This window comes from Geodermatophilus normandii (genome assembly GCF_003182485.1).
Lineage (GTDB): Bacteria > Actinomycetota > Actinomycetes > Mycobacteriales > Geodermatophilaceae > Geodermatophilus > Geodermatophilus normandii.
In genome coordinates, this window is sequence record NZ_QGTX01000001.1 from 984,864 (window position 1) to 1,003,006 (window position 18,143).

Below are 18,143 nucleotides of genomic sequence, written 5' to 3' on the forward strand. Positions count from 1 at the left end.
TTGCGCGGTGCCGCGCGCCCATGGGTCGACCTCTTCCCCGTCTCATCGGTGAGACTGCCCTCACACCCTCGGTACAACGACGTACCGACGCAACAGTTGCGCCCGTGACCAGCGCGAACGGGCGACAGGCGGCGACCCCGCCGCGCGGCTAGCGTCGGCCGGGTGCCCGACGGCGCCGCCCTGCGCGTGGGCACCCTGAACCTGGCCTCCGGTCGCGGCCCCGACGGCCGGGTCCTCGCGGCGCCCGCACTGGCGGCCGCGGTGGCCGGGTTCGACGTCGACGTGCTCGCCGTCCAGGAGGTGGACGCCGGCCAGGGCCGCTCCGGCGGTACCGACCAGACGGCGGTGCTGGCAGGCGCGCTGGGCGCCGTCGACTGGCGGCACGCGGCCACGCTCGACGGCACGCCGAGCCCGTTCCGCGGCACCTGGCGCGCCGCCGAGCCGGCCCTGCGCGGACCGGACGGTGCGGCGGCCGGTCCCTCCTACGGCGTCGCGCTGCTGTCCCGGCGTCCCGTGCGCGCGTGGTCGGTGCTCGGGCTGGGCTCGGGCCGCGCCCGGCTGCCGGTGCGGGCGCCGGACCCCGCCACCGGCCGGCCGCGACTGTGGTGGGTGCCCGACGAGCCGCGCGTCGCCGTCGCCGCCTGCCTCGACGGGCTGACCGTGGTGGCCACCCACCTGTCGTTCTCGCCGCCCACGGCGGTGCGCCAGCTGCGGCGGCTGCGCCGGTGGGCGGCGTCGCTGGCCGGCCCGGTGGTGGTCGCCGGCGACCTCAACCTGCCCGGGGGCGTCCCGGCGCGGCTGCTGGGCGCGACCCCGCTGGTGCGGGCGGCGAGCTTCCCGGCGTCGGAGCCGCGCCTGCAGCTCGACCACCTGCTGGCGCTGGGTGCGGTGGCGGCCCGCGACGGGACCGCGGGGGCGCTGCCGGTCGGCGACCACCGGGCGCTGACGGTGACGGTCACGCCGGCCTAGGCCGCGGCGGACTCCAGCAGCGGGCGCAGCCGGTCCATCGAGCCGGCCAGCCCGGGGTGCAGCACCACCTGGTGCAGCCCGGCCAGCGGCACCCAGGCCACGCCGGTGCTCTCGCCGTCGAGCCGCAGCCGGGCCGGGTCGAGGTCGCCGACCGGGCGGGCCAGGACGGTCGTGTAGGCCCAGCCGCCGTGGTCGTCGACCGAGCGGGCGCCGAGCACCAGGTCGCGGGCCGGCAGCCCGAACTCCTCCTCCACCTCGCGCAGCGCGCCCTGCTCCGGCGTCTCGTCCACGTGCAGCGCGCCGCCGGGCGTCCCCCACGTGCCGCCGTGGTGCGACCACAGGGCGCGGTGCTGCAGCAGCAGCTCCGGTCCGTCGTCGCCGTCGCGGTGGACCAGCAGGCCGGCGGCGCCGGCCCGGCCCCAGTGCCGGTGGCCGAGCGAGCAGGTGGTCCAGCCGTCGGTGACGGTCAGCCGGATGGTCCCCACGGGTCCAGTGAACCGCACTGGCAGGATCCGGCAACGACGAGAGCACGACGACGGCAGCGACGACGGCGGGAGCGCCCCATGACGACCACGACGACGATGGCCGAGGTCTCCGGCCTGGTGGGCCAGGAGCTCGGCACCAGCGACTGGTTCGAGGTGACCCAGGACCGGGTGGACACCTTCGCCGACGCCACCGGCGACCACCAGTGGATCCACGTCGACGTCGAGCGCGCGGAGGCCGAGAGCCCCTTCGGCGGCCCGATCGCCCACGGCTACCTCACGCTCTCGCTGCTGGTGCCGCTGATCGCGCAGGTGTTCGTGGTCACCGACACCGCGATGGGCGTCAACTACGGCCTCAACAAGGTGCGCTTCCCCTCGCCGGTGCCGGTCGGCTCGCGGGTGCGGCTGACCGCCACGCTCAAGGACGCCGAGCAGGTCACCGGCGGGCTGCAGCTGACCCTCGCCGTCGTCGTCGAGCGCGAGGGCAGCGAGAAGCCGGCGTGCATCGCCGAGCCGGTGTACCGCTACTACGGCTCCTGAGCGAGGACCCGGACGAAGGGCGCCCCACCGTGCGGATCGCCGTCTTCACCGGCAGCCGGCCCGGGCCGGAGTCGCACCGCCGGGCGGCGGCGGACCTGGCCACCGGGCTGGCGGAGGCCGGCGTCGGGGTCGTCTACGGCGGCGGGCACGTCGGGCTGATGGGCGTCGTCGCCGACGCCGCCCTGGCCGCCGGCGGCGAGGTGGTCGGGGTGATCCCGCAGCACCTGGTCGACGACGAGCTGGCCCACCCGGGGCTGCCGCGGCTCGACGTCGTGGGCTCGATGCACGAGCGCAAGGCGCGGATGGCCGAGCTGGCCGACGCCTTCGTCGCGCTGCCCGGCGCCGCCGGCACCCTCGAGGAGCTCTTCGAGGCCTGGACCTGGGGGATGCTCGGCCTGCACGCCAAGCCGGTGGTGCTGCTCGACGTCGACGGGTTCTGGGAGCCGCTGCTGGCCCAGCTGCAGCGCATGGCCGACGACGGCTACCTGGAGCAGCGCCGGCTCGACGCGCTGGGCGTGGTCCCCGACGCGGCCGGGTTGCTCGCCTTCGTCGAGGGCTACGAGCACCCGCCGCGCAAGTGGGCGGCGTCCGGCCGCTGACCACGCCCGGCGCGGGCTCGGGGCGGCGGTGCCCTGCGCCCCGGCCTCCAGCTGCCGGGCGCCTCCGCCGTCGACGGACTCGCGGACTACGTCGGCGTGCCGCCTGCTCCTCGACCCGGTGCAGCAGCCCGAGCTCGTCGGGTGCGGACCCGGGAGCCGTCCTGCGCCGGGAGGACGAGGGCGGTACAGGGCGGCACCGGCGTCCGGCCCGGCTGGCCGCCGGCCGCGGCGCTGCCTAGCGTCGCTGCCGTGGAGCGCCGGGACGTCGTCGTGGTCGGGGGCGGCCCGGCGGGCGCGGCGGCGGCGCTGGCCGCGCGGCGCACCGGCGCCTCGGTGCTCGTGCTCGACCGGGCGGACTTCCCGCGGGACAAGGTCTGCGGCGACGGCATCGCCCCCGAGGCGCTCGACGTCCTGGCCGGGCTCGGCGTCGACGCCGGCGCGCTGACCGCCGGCTACGCGCCCGCCCCGCGGCTGTCGCTGCGCTCGCCCGGCGGCGCCGCGGTGGAGCGGGTCACGCACCGGCCGTCGTCGGTGGTGCCGCGGGAGGTCTTCGACGCCCGCCTGCTGGCCGCGGCGCGCGACGCCGGGGCGGAGTTCCGCCGGCACGCCGTCCGGACGGTGACGCCGGGGCCGGACGGCGTCGTCGTCGACGGGGTGCTGACCGCCGGGGTGCTCGTCGGCGCCGACGGCGCGGAGTCGGTGGTCCGGCGTGCGCTGGGCCTGGCGCGCAACCCCGACGACCGGATGGCGGTGGCGCTGCGCGGCTACGCCCCCGAGCCGCCCGGGCAGGCCGGCACCCAGGTGCTCGTGACCACCGAGCAACGCTGGCCGGCCTACGCGTGGTCCTTCCCGCTCGGCGACGGGCGGGCCAACGTGGGCTACGGCGAGCTGGTGAGCGGGGGCGCCACCCGGGCGGCGCTGGTCGAGGGGCTGCACCGCCTGCTGCCCGGCGTCGAGCCGGAGGGGCTGAGGGCACACCGGCTGCCGCTGTCGACCGGTCGGCCGCGCCAGCCCGACGGCCGGGTGCTGCTCGCCGGCGACGCGGCGTCGTTGGTCAACCCGATGACCGGCGAGGGGATCTTCTACGCGGTGCTGTCCGGGGCGCTGGCCGGATCCGCGGCGGCGGCCGGGGCGGGCGCGGGCGCGGTGCACCGCCGGGCGCTGCGGCGGCGGCTGGGCCTGCACCACCGGTCGGCGTCGGCGGCGTCGTGGATCAGCCGCTGGCCGGTGGTCATGGACGCGGCCTTCCGCGCGGCGGCGGCCGACCAGCGGGTGTTCGACGACGTCGTGGCGCTCGGCCTGGCCGACGGCCGGCTCACCGCGCGCACCCTCTCGGCGGCGGCCCGCCACCTCCGCTGAGGGCCCGTGCAGCGCTGCCGGCTCACGCGGGGGCGACCTCGACGCGGCCGCGGCCGGCGCGCTTGGCGCGGTAGAGGGCGCGGTCGGCGGCGGCGTAGAACTCGCGCATCCCCAGCGCGCCGGCGGTGCGGTGGGCCACGCCGACGCTGACCGACATCGCCAGCAGGCTGCCGTCGGGGAGTGAGAGCGGCGTCGAGAGCACCGTCTCGAGCACCGACTCGGCGCGGGCGACGGCGACGTCGGCGGTGCAGCCGGGGAGCAGCACGGCCAGCTCGTCGCCGCCGAGGCGCGACAGGACGGCGTCGCCGGCGCGGATCTGCCGCCGGATGATGCCGGCGAGGTGGACCAGGGCGTCGTCGCCGACCGGGTGGCCGTGCTGGTCGTTGATCTGCTTGAAGGAGTCGACGTCGAGCAGCAGCAGGGCGGTGCCGTCGTCGGGGACGGGGCCGGTGAGGGCGACGGCGAGGGCGTCGTCGAAGACCCGGCGGTTGACCAGCCCGGTGAGGGTGTCGACGGTGGCCTGCTGCTCGAGCGCCTCGACCAGCCGCTCCTGCACGCTCATGGCGCGCTCGAGCATCGCGGCCACGACGGTGAGCACGACCCCGGTCAGGAGGACGTCGCTGATCGCGACGTCGAGCGGGACCAGCACCGGCACGACGACCGCGTTGGCGACGACCGCCGCAGCGGTGACGACGACGACCGCGGTGCGGCGCAGGTGCGAGGCCGCCCACAGCACCGGGAAGGCGAGGAACGCCTGCGCCCCGGCCGAGGAGTCCTCGGTGACCAGGTTGAGCCCGCACGCCAGCAGTGCCCCCAGCACCCCCACCGCGACATGGACCCCGGCGCGGTCGAGCCGCTCGGGGTCGGCGAACCGGATGGCCAGCGCCAGGACGACGAGGAACCCGACGACGACCCAGGTCGACACCACGGTGACCGTGCTCGCGGCGTTGGCGCCGAAGAAGCTGACCCCGGCCAGGACGACGGCGGAGACGCCCGTCATCGCCACGAGGGACCGCGCCGCGGCAGACGGCTGCCGGGCTCTCAGTCCCCGGGGGATGGCCACGCCTCATCTTCGGCGGTCGGGCGCTCCCGGATGAGCCGACCCACCCGACGGGGTGAGCGCGGTCCCGCGTGTCAGCGGGGACGCGCGGGGACGCGCGGGGACGCCGAGATCGGACAGCAGCGCGCGCACGTGGCGCTCGATCTCGTCCCGGACGGGCCGGACCTCCGCCAGCCCCTTGCCGGCGGGGTCCTCGAGGGCCCAGTCGAGGTAGCGGGTGCCGGAGAACACCGGGCAGGCGTCGCCGCACCCCATGGTGACGACGACGTCGGAGGACGCGACGGCGTCCGGGTCGAGCAGCCGCGGCCGGTGCCCGGCGATGTCGATGCCCACCTCGGCCATCGCCTCGACGGCGGCCGGGTTGACGCGGTCGGCGGGGAGGGAGCCGGCGGAGCGGACCTCGACGGCGTCCCCCGCGAGCGCGCGCAGCCAGCCGGCAGCCATCTGCGAGCGGCCGGCGTTGTGCACGCAGACGAAGAGGACCGCGGGCACCGCCGCGTCGCTCACGCCGGCACCGCCGCGGGCTCGAACAGGCCCGCGACCGCGGCGAGCGCCTCCCGCCGGACGGCGTACCAGACCCAGACACCGCGCTTCTCGCGGTCGAGCAGGCCCGCCGAGTGCAGCACCTTGAGGTGGTGGCTGATGGTGGCCTGGGTCAGGTCGAAGGCGGCGTTGAGGTCGCAGACGCAGGCCTCCCCCGCCTCGCTGGCGGCGATGAGACTGACCAGCCGCAGCCGGACCGGGTCGGCGAGCGCCCTGAGCAGCGCGGCCGCCTCCTCCGCCCGCTCAGGGGACAGCGCCGTGCCGGTCAGCGGTGCGCAGCAGGCGGTGCCGGGGTCGCTCACGGGTCCTCCGTCGCTCGGTTCCTTCGACGAGCGTCGTATTGACATCCGTCTATGTCAAGGGCGCACGGTGAGGAGGACATCGACGGACGTCGATGTCTTTGCCCCAGGAGGCCCCGTGTCCCGCATCCAGCTCGCCCTCCGCGTCGCCGACCTCGACGCCGCTGTCGACTTCTACAGCCGCCTGCTCGCCACCGCTCCGGCCAAGCGGCGGCCGGGTTACGCCAACTTCGCCGTCGCCGAGCCGCCGCTCAAGCTCGTGCTGCTCGAGGGCGAGGAGGGGGAGGCGACGCGCCTGGACCACCTCGGCGTCGAGGTCGGCTCGACCGCGGAGGTCACCGCAGCCACCGGCCGGCTCGCCGACGCGGGCCTGGCCACCCGCACCGAGGAGCAGACGACGTGCTGCTACGCGGTGCAGGACAAGGTGTGGGTGACCGCGCCGGGCGGAGAGCCGTGGGAGGTCTACACCGTCACCGCCGACGCCCGCCCCGACCTCGAGGGCGCGACGGTGTGCTGCTGACGGCGCGGTCGCGCGCCGGCCACCGGTCGGTGGCCGGAGCGCGACCGCGGGGCTGCCGGTCAGCCGGCGAAGGCCTTGCGACCTGCCTCGGCGACCTGGTGGTCCTCCTCCACGCTGCCGGCGCTGACGCCCACGCCGCCGGCCACCTGCCCGTCCGGCGTGCGCAGGAGCACCCCACCGCCGAAGACGACGAGCCTGCCCTCGCTCGTGGACTCGATGCCGTACAGCGGCGCGCCGGGTTGCACCAGCGGCACGAGGTCGCGGGTGTCCATCTGGAACAGGACCGCGGTGAGCGCCTTGCGCTGCGAGATGCTCTCCCCGATCAGCTTGGTGTCGTCCATGGCGGCGAAGGCGACGAGGTTCCCGCCGTCGTCGACCACCGCGATGTTCATCGGCTGTCCGATCGAGGCCGCCTCCGCCTTGCACGCCTCGATGACCGCCTCGGCCTGGGCCAGCGTGACGTTGCGTGCCACGACGCCCCCTCAGAAGACCCGGACGGCGGCCTCGGCCGGCGCAGCGAGCAGCCGCTCGATCTCGTCGTCCAGCCGGACGAGGGTCAGCGAGGCGCCGGCCATGTCCAGCGAGGTGCAGTACTCGTTGACGTAGCTGCGCCCCACGCTGATGCCGCGCTCCTCCAGCCGCTGGTGGGCGCGCCGGAAGAGGATGTACAGCTCGCTGATCGGCGTGCCGCCCAGCCCGTTGACCATGAGCGCGACCCGGTCGCCCGAGTCGTACGGCAGGTCCGAGGCCACGGCGTCCAGCATCTCGTCGACGATGTTGTCGGCGCTGTCGAGCTTGCGCCGTTCGCGCCCGGGCTCGCCGTGGATGCCGACGCCGAACTCGATCTCGTCGGGGCCGAGCTCGAACAGCGGCGAGCCCTTCGCCGGCGGGGTGCAAGCGGTGAGCGCGACGCCCATGGTGCGGGTGACCGAGTTGACCTTCTGCCCGATCCGCACCAGCTCGTCGAGGTCGGCGCCCTCCTCCGAGGCGGCGCCGACCGCCTTCATGACGAAGAAGTTCCCGGCCACCCCGCGCCGGCCCACGGTGTAGAGGGAGTCCTTGACCGCGACGTCGTCGTCGATGGTGAGCACCTGCACCTTGACGCCCTCGGACTCGGCCATCTCCCGGCCCATGTCGCAGGCCATCCGGTCGCCGGTGTAGTTGTTGACCAGCAGCAGGACACCCTTGGGGGAGGCCAGCAGCTTGGTGGTCTCGTAGACGTAGTCCATCGGCGGGGCGGCGAAGACGTCGCCCGGGCACGCTCCGTCGAGCATGCCGCGCCCGACCACCATGACGTGTGCCGGCTCGTGTCCGGAGCCCGAGCCCTGGACGATCGAGACCTTGTCCTCGCGCGGGGCGTCGGCCCGCATGATCAGGTTGTACTCGGGGACGTACCTGAGCGTGTCGGGGTTGGCCCGGGCGATGCCCTCGAGCATCTCGGGGACGAAGTTCTTGGGGTCGTTGACGAACTTCTTCATGACGACGCTCCTCCTGTCTGCCAGGCCCTGCTGACCCGGTCGGTGATCACGGCCACCGCCATCGCCCCGGCGTCGACCGATCCCCTGCTGCGCTCGCCGGTGTACGACGCGCGCCCTCGCTTGGCGACCATGTCCTTCGTGGCCTCGGCGGCCTCGCGGGCGGCCTCGGCGGCCCCGGCCAGTGCGGCGGCGCCGTCCGACCCGTCGCGCACCTCCTGCTCGAGCCGGTCGGTGAGGGGGACGAGGGCGTCGAGCAGCGTCTTGTCCCCGACGTCGGACTGGCCGCGGGCCTTGATGCCCTCGATCGCCGCCCGCAGCATGGCGACGGCCTGCTCCCCGGAGAGCTCCTGCGCGTTCCCGGCGGCCATCCCGGCACGCATGAACCCGGTTCCCCAGATCGGCCCGGAGGTGCCGCCGATGCGGGAGGTGACGACCATCCCGGCCTTCTTGAGGAAGGTCCCGGGGTCGCTGCGGTCGACGTCGTCCCAGCCCTCGAGCAGCTTCTCGAAGCCGCGGGCCAGGGAGTAGCCGAAGTCACCGTCGCCGACGACGGCGTCGAGGTCCCCGAAGTACCTCTCGTTCTCGATCGCGGTCTCGGCGATCGTCCGGACGACCAGTTCGACCCGTTGCTGCGCTGTGCTCACGCGTCACCTCGATGTGTCGGGTGTGTCCGCCGGACCCTCGACCGGGTCCTGCACCTCTCCGGGGGGCGCCCCGTGGTCCCGGCCCGCCGGCCCGGCGGCCAGGCAGGCCCGCACGTCGTCGAGCGTGACCATGGGCCCCGGCCGGCCGGCCGACCGGTTGAGCAGCACCTCGATCGGCGGCCGGCCGGGGTCGCCGAGTTCCGAGACCACGAGCACGGCCTCGGAGAAGTCCTCGTCGCGGGTGTAGCCGTTGACCGTGACCAGGCAGCGCAGGCCGGCGCCGGTGGCGGCCAGCAGGCCGTTGCGGGAGTCCTCGACGACGAGGGTGTCGGCCGGGTCGAGGGAGAGCCGGTCGACGGCGAGCAGGTAGATGGCCGGGTCGGGCTTCTTGGCCGGGACGACGTCGCCGGCGAACACGGGGATGCGCGCGGCCGTCTCCTCCCCGACGGCGTTGGCCAGCACCGCCCGCACCGACTCCTCGGCCGAGGTGGAGGCGACCGCGACCGTCCAGCCGGCGTCCAGCGCTCCCCGGACCACCCGGGTGATGCCCGGCCGCGGGGGCAGGGCCCCCTCGGCGACGAGCTGCTTGAACCGCGCCGTCTTCGTCCTGTGCCAGCGGGCCAGCAGGTCCGCGCGCTGTCCCTCGTCGTCGGGGATGCCGGCGGCCCGGACGAACCCCGGGTCGCGGAAGAGGCTGGCCATCCGCTCCTTGCCGCCGCCGATGCGCAGCTTCTCGGCGTAGTCCTCCTCGCTCCAGCGGACCGGCAGGCCGAACTGCTCGAACGTGGCGTTGAACGCCGGGAGGTGGCCGTGGCGCTCGGTGTCGGCCAGGACGCCGTCGCAGTCGAAGACGAGCGCGGTCACCAGGCCCGCCCCGAGCTCCCGAACAGCCGGATGTGGCGGCGGGCCATGTCCACGACCGCGGCCCGCTGGTGGCGGAAGAGGGTGGGCGGGTCCCACTTGTCCCTGGCCCGGGCCTCCTCGAGGTGCTCGAGGCCGGACCTCATGAACGCCTCCTTGAGCGCCGTGGAGATGTTGACCTTGGCGCAGCCGCGGGCGATGAGGTCGGTGAACTGCTCGTCGGACAGCCCGGTGCCACCGTGCAGCGCCATCGGCACGCCGGTGGCCTCCACGAGGTCGCTGACCCGCTGGTGGTCCAGCGTCGGGGTGCCCTTGTACTGGCCGTGCGCGTTGCCGATGGCCGGCGCGAAGCAGTCCACCTCGGTGCGCTCGATGAAGTCGACGGCCACCTCGAGGCTCTGCAGCACCGAGGCCTCGTCGGAGCCGACGTCGTCCTCGACGCCCTGGATCCCCTCGATCTCGCCCTCGACGTGCGCGCCCACCCGGCGCGCCTCGGCGACCACCTCCTGCGTCTGGCGCAGGTTCTCCGCGACGTCGAGCTCGTGGGCGTCGAAGAGCACCGAGTTCCACCCGCCGGCCAGGCAGTCGCTGATGACCGCGCGGTCGGGGCAGTGGTCCAGGTGGAGGGTGACCGGGACCGGGACGTCGCGCACCAGCGCGGAGAAGATGCCGAAGAGCTGGTCGCGGCCGTACTGCCGGACGGTCTTCACCGAGGTCTGCAGGATGACCGGGGCGTTCTCCTCGGTCGCGGCGGCCAGCACGGCCTCGGTGCTCAGGTCGTTCAGGACGTTGAACGCCGCCACCCCGTACCGGTCGGCCAGGGCGCGCTGCAGCATCTCCTTCATCGGGACGACGGGCACCCGCGTCTCCAGGTTCGCTCAGGAGGTCGGGCGCACGCGACCCGGCCTCGTCTCGGCCGTGATGAACGGTGCAGGCAGGCACCGTATGACACAGATCACACTCGTGCACCTGCAGACGGCCCGGGTCCCGCGGGCGGGACGTCGCACGACGACGTCCGGGGGAGCGGAGGGCGTGGGATTCGAACCCACGATGGGTTTGACCCCATAGCGGTTTTCAAGACCGCCGCCATCGGCCACTAGGCGAGCCCTCCTGGCCGGTCGAGGCTAACCCCGGCCGCGCGGGGTCCACCCCTCGACCGGCCCGGCGGGCATGATCCTGGCGTCCCCGGTGTTGCTCCGGGGTCAGGCCGCGCCCCGCGCCGACTCCCGTACGCCGATCCGAGGACCCCTCCTGCCCGAGACCGCTCCCCAGCCCTCCGTCTCCCGCCGCCGCGTGCGCCCACCCGCCGGGCAGCGCGCACCCGTGCGGACGACGGCCGACCGCACCGACCCCCGCGACACCGCCCGTGACGAGGCCCGCGAGGCCGCCCGTCTGGCCGCCCGCGAGGAGCGCCGCGCCCAGCAGGCCTGGGTCGAGGACGCCGCGCCGGAGCTGCCCGTCCGCGAGACGCCGCCGCGGTCCGTCGTCTTCCACCTCGGCCCCACCAACTCCGGCAAGACGTACGAGTCGCTGCAGGCGCTGGCTGCGACCGGCTCGGGCGTCTACGCCGCGCCGCTGCGCCAGCTCGCGCAGGAGGCCTACCTCAAGCTGGCCGCGCAGCTGCCGCCCGGCGCCGTCGGCCTGTCCACCGGCGAGGAGGAGGTCGACCCCTTCGCGCCGATCGTCTGCTGCACGGTGGAGAAGGCCCCGATGCGCGGCGAGCTGCTCGTCCTCGACGAGTCGCACTGGGTCGCCGACCCCGACCGCGGCCACCACTGGGCGCGGCTGCTGCTCACCGGCGAGTACCGCGAGATGCACGTCATCTCCGCCGCCGAGGCGCACCCCACCCTCGCCCCCCTGGTGGCCGACGCCGGGCAGGTCGACGTCGTCCACCACCGGCGGCTGTCCCGGCTCGACGTCCTGCACGCGCCGGTCCGCGCCCGGAGCGTCCGCCCGCAGACGCTGGTGGTCGCGTTCTCCCGCAAGGCCGTCTACGCCGTCGCCGCCGAGCTCGACCGGCACCGGCCCGGGAGGGTCGGCGTCCTCTACGGCGCGCTGCCCCCGGCCACCCGGCGCGAGGTCATCGACCGCTTCTCCACCGGCGAGCTCGACGTCCTGGTCACCACCGACGTCATCGGCCACGGCATCAACGTCCCGGCCACGACCGTGCTCTTCGCCGAGACGATGAAGTACGACGGCACCCGGATGCGGCCGCTGCGCAGCTGGGAGGCCGCCCAGATCGCCGGGCGGGCCGGCCGCTACGGCCTGACCGGGCACGGCACGGCCGGCGTCCTCGCCGGTGTCGCGGGCCTGTCGCCGTCGCTCGCGCTGGTGTCCGCCGGTGCCGAGGTGGCCCGCGGCGACCGGCCCAGCGACCTGCCCGACCGCCTGCCGCGGCTGCGCCCGGAGCTCGAGGACCTCGGCGCCGTCGAGGCGGCCGAGCTGCCCGAGGCGCTGGTCCGCTGGCAGGCGTGGGCCCGCGCGGCCACCCGCGGCCAGTCGGTGACCCCCGACGACGTGAGCGAGCTGGTGCTGCGGGTCGAGGCGCTGCTGCCGCTGCTGCGAGGCCCGCTGGGTGCGGTCGGCGACCTGCAGACCGTCTGGCGGCTGGTCAGCCTGCCCATCGACTACGACCCGCCGCGGCGCACCCGCTGGCTGGTGCTGGCCCGTGCGGCGCTGCGGCACGCCGCCGGCCTGCCGGTGCGGCCGGAGCTCGTGCTGCCCGACGTCCCGGTCGACGGCGGCGTCGAGGACTTCGAGCAGGCCGCCGCGGCCGCGCGCGACGCCCAGGCGCTGCTGCGGCAGTTCCCCGGCGTCGCCGACCTCGACGGCGACGACGCGGCCTGGGTCGAGGAGGAGTGCGCCGAGGCCATCAGCGAGCTGCTCCCCCACGCCATCGCGCTCAGCGGGTCGGGCACGTGCTCCTCGTGCGGCACGTCGATCGCGCCCTGGGTCAGCACCTGCCGCCCGTGCAGCGCGCCCCGCGGGCGCGGTCCCGGGCGGGGCGGGGGACAGCGGGACGGCGGGCGGCGGGGCTCGCGCTCCGGAGCACGGCAGGGCCGGCGCCCGTCCCGCAGCGGCCGGGGCTGAGCCCTCCGGGCGGCGCGCAGGGGACGAGTGCGGGGAAGTCGTCGCCTGGGCGCCGCCGAGGACAGCGCCTCCCCCGCAGTCGCGGGCCGGCGCGCGTTCCCCGGTCAGGCGGCGGGGTCGCCCGCGCTCACCGGTGCGCCGGGCTGCTCCCGCTGCACCGGCGTCCCGACGACGCCGTGCAGGTGGCAGGCGGCGACGTGCCCGGGTGCCGACCCGACCGGCTGCAGCGCCGGGTCGACGTCGGGACAGGGCTCGAAGACGTCGGGGCAGCGGGTGCGGAACCGGCAGCCGCTCGGGACGCGCGCCGGTGAGGGGACGTCGCCGCGCAGCACGATCCGCTGCCGGGACCGCTCGAGCTCCGGGTGCGGCAGGGGCACCGCCGACAGCAGCGCCCGCGTGTAGGGCATCTGCGGCTCGGCGGCGACGGCGGCCGCGGGTCCGACCTCGACCACCCGGCCCAGGTACATGACCGCGATCCGGTCGGAGACGTGCCGCACCGCGGACAGGTCGTGGGAGATGAACAGCAGCGTGAGCCCGAGCTGCCGCTGCAGCCGGCGCAGCAGGTTGAGCACCTGGGCCTGCACGCTGACGTCGAGGGAGGCGATCGCCTCGTCGCAGACCAGGAAGTCCGGCTCGCCGGCGAGCGCGCGGGCGATGCCCACCCGCTGCCGCTGACCGCCGGAGAACTCGTGCGGGTAGCGGGCGGCGACGGCCGGGTCGAGACCCACCAGCTCCAGCAGCTCCCGCACGCGGGCCGCTCGGGCCTGCCGGCCGGGGTGCAGCCCGTGCACCTCCAGCGGCTCGGACACCGTCTGCGCGACGGTGCGCCGCGGGTCGAGCGAGGCGAACGGGTCCTGGAACACCATCCCGGCCCGCCGGCGCAGCTCGCGCAGCTGCGTGCGTCCCATGCCGGTGACGTCGAGGCCGTCGAAGGTCACCGTCCCCCCGGTCGGCGGGACCAGCCGCAGCAGCGCGTTGCCGAGCGTGGACTTGCCGCAGCCGGACTCGCCCACCAGGCCGAGCGTCTCGCCGCGGTACACGTCGAGGTCCACGCCGTCGACGGCGCGCAGCGCACCGGTCGTGCGGCGCAGCAGCCCGCCGGAGCGGATCGGGAAGTGCACCTCCAGGCCGCGGGCGGAGACGAGCACCTCCTGGGCCGGGACCCCCGGCGTCCCCTTCGTCAGCGACGTCACGACGCCTCCCCCTCCGCGCACCAGGTCGCCGCCCGGTGCGGCAGCCCGGAGGAGCCGATGGCGCGACGAGGGCTCCCCACCACGGCCAGGGGTGGCTGCTCGGTCTCGCAGCGGGCGTCCCCGCGCACCGGGCAGCGCGGCCAGAAGACGCAGCCGGCGGGCAGGTCCGTGGGCGGCGGCGGGGTGCCGGCGATGGTGGCCAGGTCGGCGTCGTCGGCCGCGGCCAGGTCGGGGAGCGCGCCGAGCAGGCCGCGCGTGTAGGGGTGCGCCGGCCGCTCGAGGACGTCGTCGACCGTGCCGTCCTCCACGCAGCGCCCGCCGTACATGACCAGCACCCGGTCGGCGATGCCGGCGACGACGCCGAGGTCGTGGGTGATCCAGATGACGCCGGTGCCGTGCTCGGTCTGCAACCGCTCGACCAGGTCGAGGATCTGCGCCTGCACCGTCACGTCCAGGGCCGTCGTCGCCTCGTCGGCGATGAGCAGCGCCGGGGAGTTGGCCAGCGCCATCGCGATGACCACCCGCTGGCGCATCCCGCCGGAGAGCTCGTGCGGATAGCGGCCGATCGCGCGCCCGGGGTCGGGCAGGCCCACCTCGCCGAGCAGCTCGACCGCCCGCGCGCGGGCCGCTGCCTTGGACACCGACCCGTGCGCGCGCAGGCCCTCGGTGAGCTGCCGGCCCACGGTCAGCACCGGGTTGAGCGAGGTCATCGGGTCCTGGAACACCATGCCGGCGCCGGGGCCGCGGACCTGCCGCAGCCGCTCGGGCGCCATGGTCAGCAGGTCCTCGCCCTGCAGCAGCGCGCGGCCGGTCACCGTCGCCGTGCGCGCCGGGAGCAGGCCGAGCAGGGCGAGCACGGAGACGCTCTTGCCGCTGCCGGACTCCCCGACGACGGCGACGGTCTCCCCCGGGCCCACGGTGTAGCTGAGCCCGTTGACCACGTGGGCCGTCCCGCGCGGGGTGCGCAGGTCCACCCGCAGGTCCTCGACCTCGAGCACCGGCGCGGTCGCCCTCGCCGGCTTCTCGAACGACGGGGCGCTCACCGCCCACCCCCGGCCATGAGGGTGCGCTGGCGCGGGTCGAGGACGTCGCGCAGCCCGTCGCCGAGCAGGTTGAAGCACAGCACCGTGACGACGATCGCCAGGCCGGGGAAGACCGCGTACCACCAGGCCTGCTCGATGAACCCGCGGCCGTCGGCCAGCATCAGCCCCCACGACGGGTTGGGCCGGCGCGGGCCCAGGCCGAGGAAGGACAGCGCCGCCTCGGCGAGCACCGCGAACGCCAGGCTGACCGAGGTCTGGACGATGATCGGCGGCGCGGCGTTGGGCAGCACGTGCCGGGTGATCAGCCGCCAGTCCGAGGCGCCGACCGACCGCGAGGCCCGCACGTACACCTCCTCGCGCACGCCGAGCACGCTGGCGCGGGTGACCCGGGCGAAGATCGGCACGTAGACGATGCCGATCGCGAGGATCGCGTTGGCCGGGCCGGCGCCGCGGATGGCCACGATGGCGATGGCCAGCAGCACTGCGGGGAAGGCGAAGAGCACGTCCATCAGCCGCATGAGGACGTCGTCGACCCACCTGCCGTAGAAGCCGGCGAGCAGGCCGATGAGCGTCCCCACCACCAGCGCGAACGCGACGGACAGGAAGCCGACCCGCAGCGACGTCGCCGCGCCCAGGACCACCCGGCTGAGGATGTCGCGGCCGAACTCGTCGGTGCCGAACGGGTGGTCCCAGCTCGGCGGCTGCAGCTGCAGCGAGGGGTCCTGCTCGTTGGGGCCGTCGGGTGCGAGCGTCTCGTCGAACACCGCGACCAGCACGATCAGGACCAGCACGGCGGCGGAGACGGCGGCCGTGGGGTTGCGGGCGAGCAGCCCGAGCGTCTCCCGCCACCGCGGGCGGGCCGGCGCCGCCGTCGGCAGGGGCTCCGCGGGCGGGGGTGCGGCCGGGGTGGCCCCCGGCGTCGGCAGCTGCGTCATCGGCGGGCGATCCTCGGGTCGATGCGGCCGTAGAGCAGGTCCACCAGCAGGTTGATCACGAGGAAGACCAGGGCGAAGAGCAGGACGGCGCCCTGCAGCACCGGGAAGTCGCGGTCGCGCACGGCCTGGTAGGCCAGCTGCCCGAGCCCCGGCCAGGAGAAGACGATCTCCACGACCACGACGCCGGAGAGCAGGTAGGCCAGCTGCACGCCGGTGACGGTGACCAGCGGCAGCAGCGCGTTGCGCAGCACGTGCCAGGTGAGCACCTGCCGGGTCGGGACGCCCTTGGCCTGCGCCGTGCGCACGTGGTCGGAGCCCAGCGCCTCGAGCATGCTCGACCGGACGAAGCGGGTGATCACCGAGCCGGAGACGACGCCGGTGGCCACCGCGGGCAGCACCAGCCGCTCCAGCCAGCCCAGCGGGTCCTCACCGATCGGGACGTAGCCGCCCGAGGGCAGCCAGCCGAGGACCCCGGCGAACAGCAGGATCAGCATGATCGACAGCCAGAAGTCCGGCACCGAGATGCCGAACTGGCTGACCACGGTGGCCACCCGGTCGACCAGCGACCGCGGGTGCAGCGCCGAGAGCATCCCCAGGGGCAGCGCGATGACCAGCGCGACCACCAGCGCGGCCACCGCGAGGGTCAGGGTGGCCGGCAGCCGCTCGCCGATGAGCGAGGTGACGGTGTCCCCGCTGCGGAAGCTGACCCCCAGGTCGCCGGTGACCGCCCGCCCGGCCCACGTGAAGTACTGCTGGACCAGCGGCAGGTCCAGCCCGCTGCGCTCCCGCAGGGCGTCGTAGGTCTCCTGGGAGAACCGCGTGCCGAGGGCCAGCCGGATCGGGTCGCCCCGCACGAGGTGGATCAGGCTGAAGACCAGGACGCTCACACCGGCCAGGACGACGACGGCCTGGCCGGCCCGCCGGAGCAGGTACCCGGTCAGGGCAGCTCCACGTTCTCGAAGTCGATCGCCGAGTCCGCCCGCACCTGGTAGCCGGTGAGCCCCGGCGCCCAGGCCTGCACCTCGTCGGGGTTGTAGAGGTACAGGTAGCTGACGTCGTCGACGATGACCTGCGCGGCCTGGTCGTAGAGGGCCTTGCGGGCGGCCTGGTCGGGCTCGGTGGCGGCGCGGGTGAGCAGGTCGTCGACCTGCGGGTTGCTGTAGCCCTGGTAGTTGCTGCCGCCGGTGGACAGGTGCTGGTTCTCGTAGAAGTCCGCCGGGTCGATGTTGCCGATCCAGCTGAGCATGAAGGCGTCGAAGTCGCCCTCGGACTGCCGGTCGAGCCAGGTGGCGAAGTCCTCCTCCTGGATCTCCACGTCGATCCCGATCGGCTCGAGCTGGCTGGCGATCACCTGGGCGGCGGCCACCGTCTCCGGGTACTCGTCGGTGACCATCAGGCCCATCGTGATCGGCGTCTGCACCCCGGCCTGCTCGAGCAGCCGGCGGGCGGCGTCCTGGTCGGGGGTGAACGGCGCGTACTCCAGGTACCAGGGGCTGCCCTCGGGGATCGCCGTCTCGTTGGGCTGCGCGGCGCCGAACCGGGCGGCCTGGGTGACCTCCTCGCGGTCGACGGCGGTGGCGATGGCGCGGCGCACGTCGCGGTTGTCGAACGGCGGGACCGCGTAGTTCATGGACATGTAGAAGTACTCGACGCTGGTGACCGAGCCGAGCTCCACCTCCTCGTCGCCCTCGAGGTCGGCGACGTTCTGCGGCGGGACGTTGTCGGTCCACTGGATCTCGCCGTTGCGCAGCGCCGTCAGCGCCGCCGTCGGCTCGGTGATGTAGCGGAACTCGACGCCGTCGATGCTCGGCGCCCCGCCCCAGTAGTCGCCGAACGTGGTGAGCACGGTGGCGTTGGCGTCGGAGCTCTCCAGGGTGAACGGGCCGGTGCCGTTGGCCTCGCTCTGCAGGTCGAACTCCTCGGCGGCGTTCTCCGACACGATCGCCATGCCCTTGAACGAGCCGATCAGCTCGAGCAGGTTCGGCGTGGGCCGGGTCAGCGTGACGACGACGGTCCGCGGGTCGGGGGCGGTGACGTCGGAGACGGTGGCGAACCGGTAGGCGTTCGACAGCTCCTCGTCGATGATCCGCTTGTAGCTGTAGACGACGTCGGCGGAGTCGAACTCGCTGCCGTCGTGGAAGGTGACGCCGTCGCGCAGCGTGAACGTCCAGCTCAGGCCGTCGGGGCTGGTCGTCCACGACTCGGCCAGGCTCGGCTGCATCGTGAGGTCCTCGGCGCTGGGGACGACCAGGGTGTCGTAGACGTTCTCCAGCACCTGGAAGCTCGCGTAGGCGTTGGTGACGTGCGGGTCGAACTGGTCGGGCTCGGCGCTGACCGCCGCGATGAGCACGTTGTCTCCGCCGCCGCCCCCTCCCCCGGTGTCGACGCTCTCCCCGCCGCCACCGCAGGCGGTGAGGAGCAGGGCCGTGGCCGCGGCGAGGGGCAGGAGCCGGTTGGTGCGCACGGGGACCTCCGGAGCTCGACAGGCGTCGTCGCTCCCGACACTGGCCCGGCCGGAGCCGCTCCGC

General features: G+C 75.1%; 20 protein-coding genes and 1 tRNA gene. 6 read left to right on the forward strand and 15 right to left on the reverse strand.

Translation table 11 applies throughout. The features are described 5' to 3' along the window. Positions 1-162 precede the first annotated feature (162 nt). Positions 163-969 (forward strand): endonuclease/exonuclease/phosphatase family protein, encoded by an 807-nt coding sequence (locus tag JD79_RS04940; protein ID WP_245899714.1) that lies wholly within the window; start codon positions 163-165, stop codon positions 967-969. On the opposite strand, the gene JD79_RS04945 is transcribed toward JD79_RS04940, so the two are convergent. Continuing rightward, positions 966-1,454 (reverse strand): NUDIX domain-containing protein, encoded by a 489-nt coding sequence (locus JD79_RS04945; RefSeq protein WP_245899716.1) that lies wholly within the window; start codon positions 1,452-1,454, stop codon positions 966-968. The genes JD79_RS04940 and JD79_RS04945 overlap by 4 nt on opposite strands. A gap of 78 nt (positions 1,455-1,532) precedes the next feature. On the opposite strand from JD79_RS04945, the gene JD79_RS04950 reads away from it, so the two are divergent. From JD79_RS04950 to JD79_RS04960, 3 genes are all read left to right on the forward strand, one after another. Beyond that, positions 1,533-1,991: a MaoC family dehydratase gene (locus JD79_RS04950; protein WP_110004618.1), complete on the forward strand. Its 459-nt coding sequence runs from the start codon at positions 1,533-1,535 to the stop codon at positions 1,989-1,991. A gap of 29 nt (positions 1,992-2,020) precedes the next feature. Beyond that, positions 2,021-2,590 carry an LOG family protein gene (locus JD79_RS04955; protein ID WP_110004619.1) on the forward strand — a complete coding sequence of 190 codons (570 nt, stop codon included), beginning with the start codon at positions 2,021-2,023 and terminating at the stop codon, positions 2,588-2,590. A 141-nt stretch (positions 2,591-2,731) separates the two neighbouring features. Beyond that, the gene (locus JD79_RS04960) at positions 2,732-3,949 is read left to right on the forward strand and encodes an NAD(P)/FAD-dependent oxidoreductase (protein WP_342767649.1); all 1,218 of its coding nucleotides are present in this window, start codon (positions 2,732-2,734) and stop codon (positions 3,947-3,949) included. 22 nt (positions 3,950-3,971) lie between these two features. Here JD79_RS04960 and JD79_RS04965 read toward each other — a convergent pair whose 3' ends face one another. The 3 genes from JD79_RS04965 to JD79_RS04975 form a co-directional block, all read right to left on the reverse strand. Continuing rightward, positions 3,972-4,949: a GGDEF domain-containing protein gene (locus JD79_RS04965; protein WP_110007443.1), complete on the reverse strand. Its 978-nt coding sequence runs from the start codon at positions 4,947-4,949 to the stop codon at positions 3,972-3,974. Positions 4,950-5,015: 66 nt separating this feature from the next. Beyond that, the gene (locus tag JD79_RS04970) at positions 5,016-5,516 is read right to left on the reverse strand and encodes an arsenate reductase ArsC (protein ID WP_110004621.1); all 501 of its coding nucleotides are present in this window, start codon (positions 5,514-5,516) and stop codon (positions 5,016-5,018) included. After that, the gene (locus JD79_RS04975) at positions 5,513-5,854 is read right to left on the reverse strand and encodes an ArsR/SmtB family transcription factor (protein ID WP_245899718.1); all 342 of its coding nucleotides are present in this window, start codon (positions 5,852-5,854) and stop codon (positions 5,513-5,515) included. The genes JD79_RS04970 and JD79_RS04975 overlap by 4 nt, the downstream gene beginning before the upstream one ends. Positions 5,855-5,969: 115 nt before the next feature. Between JD79_RS04975 and JD79_RS04980 the strand changes: the two genes are divergently transcribed. Next, positions 5,970-6,371 carry an ArsI/CadI family heavy metal resistance metalloenzyme gene (locus tag JD79_RS04980; protein WP_110004623.1) on the forward strand — a complete coding sequence of 134 codons (402 nt, stop codon included), beginning with the start codon at positions 5,970-5,972 and terminating at the stop codon, positions 6,369-6,371. 59 nt (positions 6,372-6,430) lie between these two features. Here JD79_RS04980 and JD79_RS04985 read toward each other — a convergent pair whose 3' ends face one another. From JD79_RS04985 to JD79_RS05010, 6 genes are all read right to left on the reverse strand, one after another. Then, complete coding sequence (locus tag JD79_RS04985; RefSeq protein WP_110004624.1) at positions 6,431-6,844, reverse strand: GlcG/HbpS family heme-binding protein; 414 nt, start codon at positions 6,842-6,844, stop codon at positions 6,431-6,433. A gap of 9 nt (positions 6,845-6,853) precedes the next feature. Then, positions 6,854-7,849 carry a dihydroxyacetone kinase subunit DhaK gene (dhaK, locus tag JD79_RS04990; protein WP_110004625.1) on the reverse strand — a complete coding sequence of 332 codons (996 nt, stop codon included), beginning with the start codon at positions 7,847-7,849 and terminating at the stop codon, positions 6,854-6,856. After that, on the reverse strand, positions 7,846-8,493 hold the full coding sequence (gene dhaL, locus JD79_RS04995) for a dihydroxyacetone kinase subunit DhaL (protein WP_110004626.1): 648 nt from the start codon (positions 8,491-8,493) through the stop codon (positions 7,846-7,848). Before dhaL ends, dhaK begins: the two co-directional genes overlap by 4 nt. Before the next feature lie 3 nt (positions 8,494-8,496). Further along, positions 8,497-9,357: an HAD-IA family hydrolase gene (locus JD79_RS05000; RefSeq protein ID WP_110004627.1), complete on the reverse strand. Its 861-nt coding sequence runs from the start codon at positions 9,355-9,357 to the stop codon at positions 8,497-8,499. Beyond that, positions 9,354-10,214, reverse strand: a complete 861-nt coding sequence (locus tag JD79_RS05005; RefSeq protein ID WP_110004628.1) for a class II fructose-bisphosphate aldolase — start codon at positions 10,212-10,214, stop codon at positions 9,354-9,356. Before JD79_RS05005 ends, JD79_RS05000 begins: the two co-directional genes overlap by 4 nt. A gap of 164 nt (positions 10,215-10,378) precedes the next feature. Continuing rightward, a tRNA-Ser gene (locus JD79_RS05010) sits at positions 10,379-10,465 on the reverse strand. Positions 10,466-10,677: 212 nt separating this feature from the next. Here JD79_RS05010 and JD79_RS05015 point away from each other — a divergent pair. Next, on the forward strand, positions 10,678-12,444 hold the full coding sequence (locus JD79_RS05015) for a helicase-related protein (RefSeq protein WP_245899720.1): 1,767 nt from the start codon (positions 10,678-10,680) through the stop codon (positions 12,442-12,444). A gap of 104 nt (positions 12,445-12,548) precedes the next feature. Here the strand turns inward: JD79_RS05015 and JD79_RS05020 are convergent, their stop codons facing one another. From JD79_RS05020 to JD79_RS05040, 5 genes are read right to left on the reverse strand one after another with little or no spacing between them, the layout of a single operon-like run. Beyond that, on the reverse strand, positions 12,549-13,637 hold the full coding sequence (locus JD79_RS05020; RefSeq protein ID WP_245899722.1) for an ABC transporter ATP-binding protein: 1,089 nt from the start codon (positions 13,635-13,637) through the stop codon (positions 12,549-12,551). Continuing rightward, entirely contained in the window at positions 13,634-14,680 is a 1,047-nt protein-coding gene (locus JD79_RS05025) for an ABC transporter ATP-binding protein (protein ID WP_211307873.1), read from the reverse strand. Before JD79_RS05025 ends, JD79_RS05020 begins: the two co-directional genes overlap by 4 nt. Further along, on the reverse strand, positions 14,677-15,615 hold the full coding sequence (locus JD79_RS05030; protein ID WP_110004630.1) for an ABC transporter permease: 939 nt from the start codon (positions 15,613-15,615) through the stop codon (positions 14,677-14,679). Before JD79_RS05030 ends, JD79_RS05025 begins: the two co-directional genes overlap by 4 nt. After that, positions 15,612-16,556, reverse strand: coding sequence for an ABC transporter permease (locus JD79_RS05035; protein WP_110007446.1), 945 nt, complete (start codon positions 16,554-16,556; stop codon positions 15,612-15,614). Before JD79_RS05035 ends, JD79_RS05030 begins: the two co-directional genes overlap by 4 nt. After that, a complete protein-coding gene (locus JD79_RS05040) occupies positions 16,553-18,079 on the reverse strand; it encodes an ABC transporter substrate-binding protein (RefSeq protein WP_110004631.1) in 1,527 nt (508 codons plus the stop codon). The genes JD79_RS05035 and JD79_RS05040 overlap by 4 nt, the downstream gene beginning before the upstream one ends. Positions 18,080-18,143: the final 64 nt, after the last annotated feature.

What these genes read in the sequence shown, in the direction of transcription:
- dhaK (WP_110004625.1), bottom strand. Translation starts at nt 7,849, where the DNA reads ATGAAGAAGTTCGTCAACGACCCCAAGAACTTCGTCCCCGAGATGCTC.
- JD79_RS04965 (WP_110007443.1), bottom strand. Translation starts at nt 4,949, where the DNA reads ATGACGGGCGTCTCCGCCGTCGTCCTGGCCGGGGTCAGCTTCTTCGGC.
- JD79_RS04950 (WP_110004618.1), top strand. Translation starts at nt 1,533, where the DNA reads ATGACGACCACGACGACGATGGCCGAGGTCTCCGGCCTGGTGGGCCAG.
- JD79_RS05030 (WP_110004630.1), bottom strand. Translation starts at nt 15,615, where the DNA reads ATGACGCAGCTGCCGACGCCGGGGGCCACCCCGGCCGCACCCCCGCCC.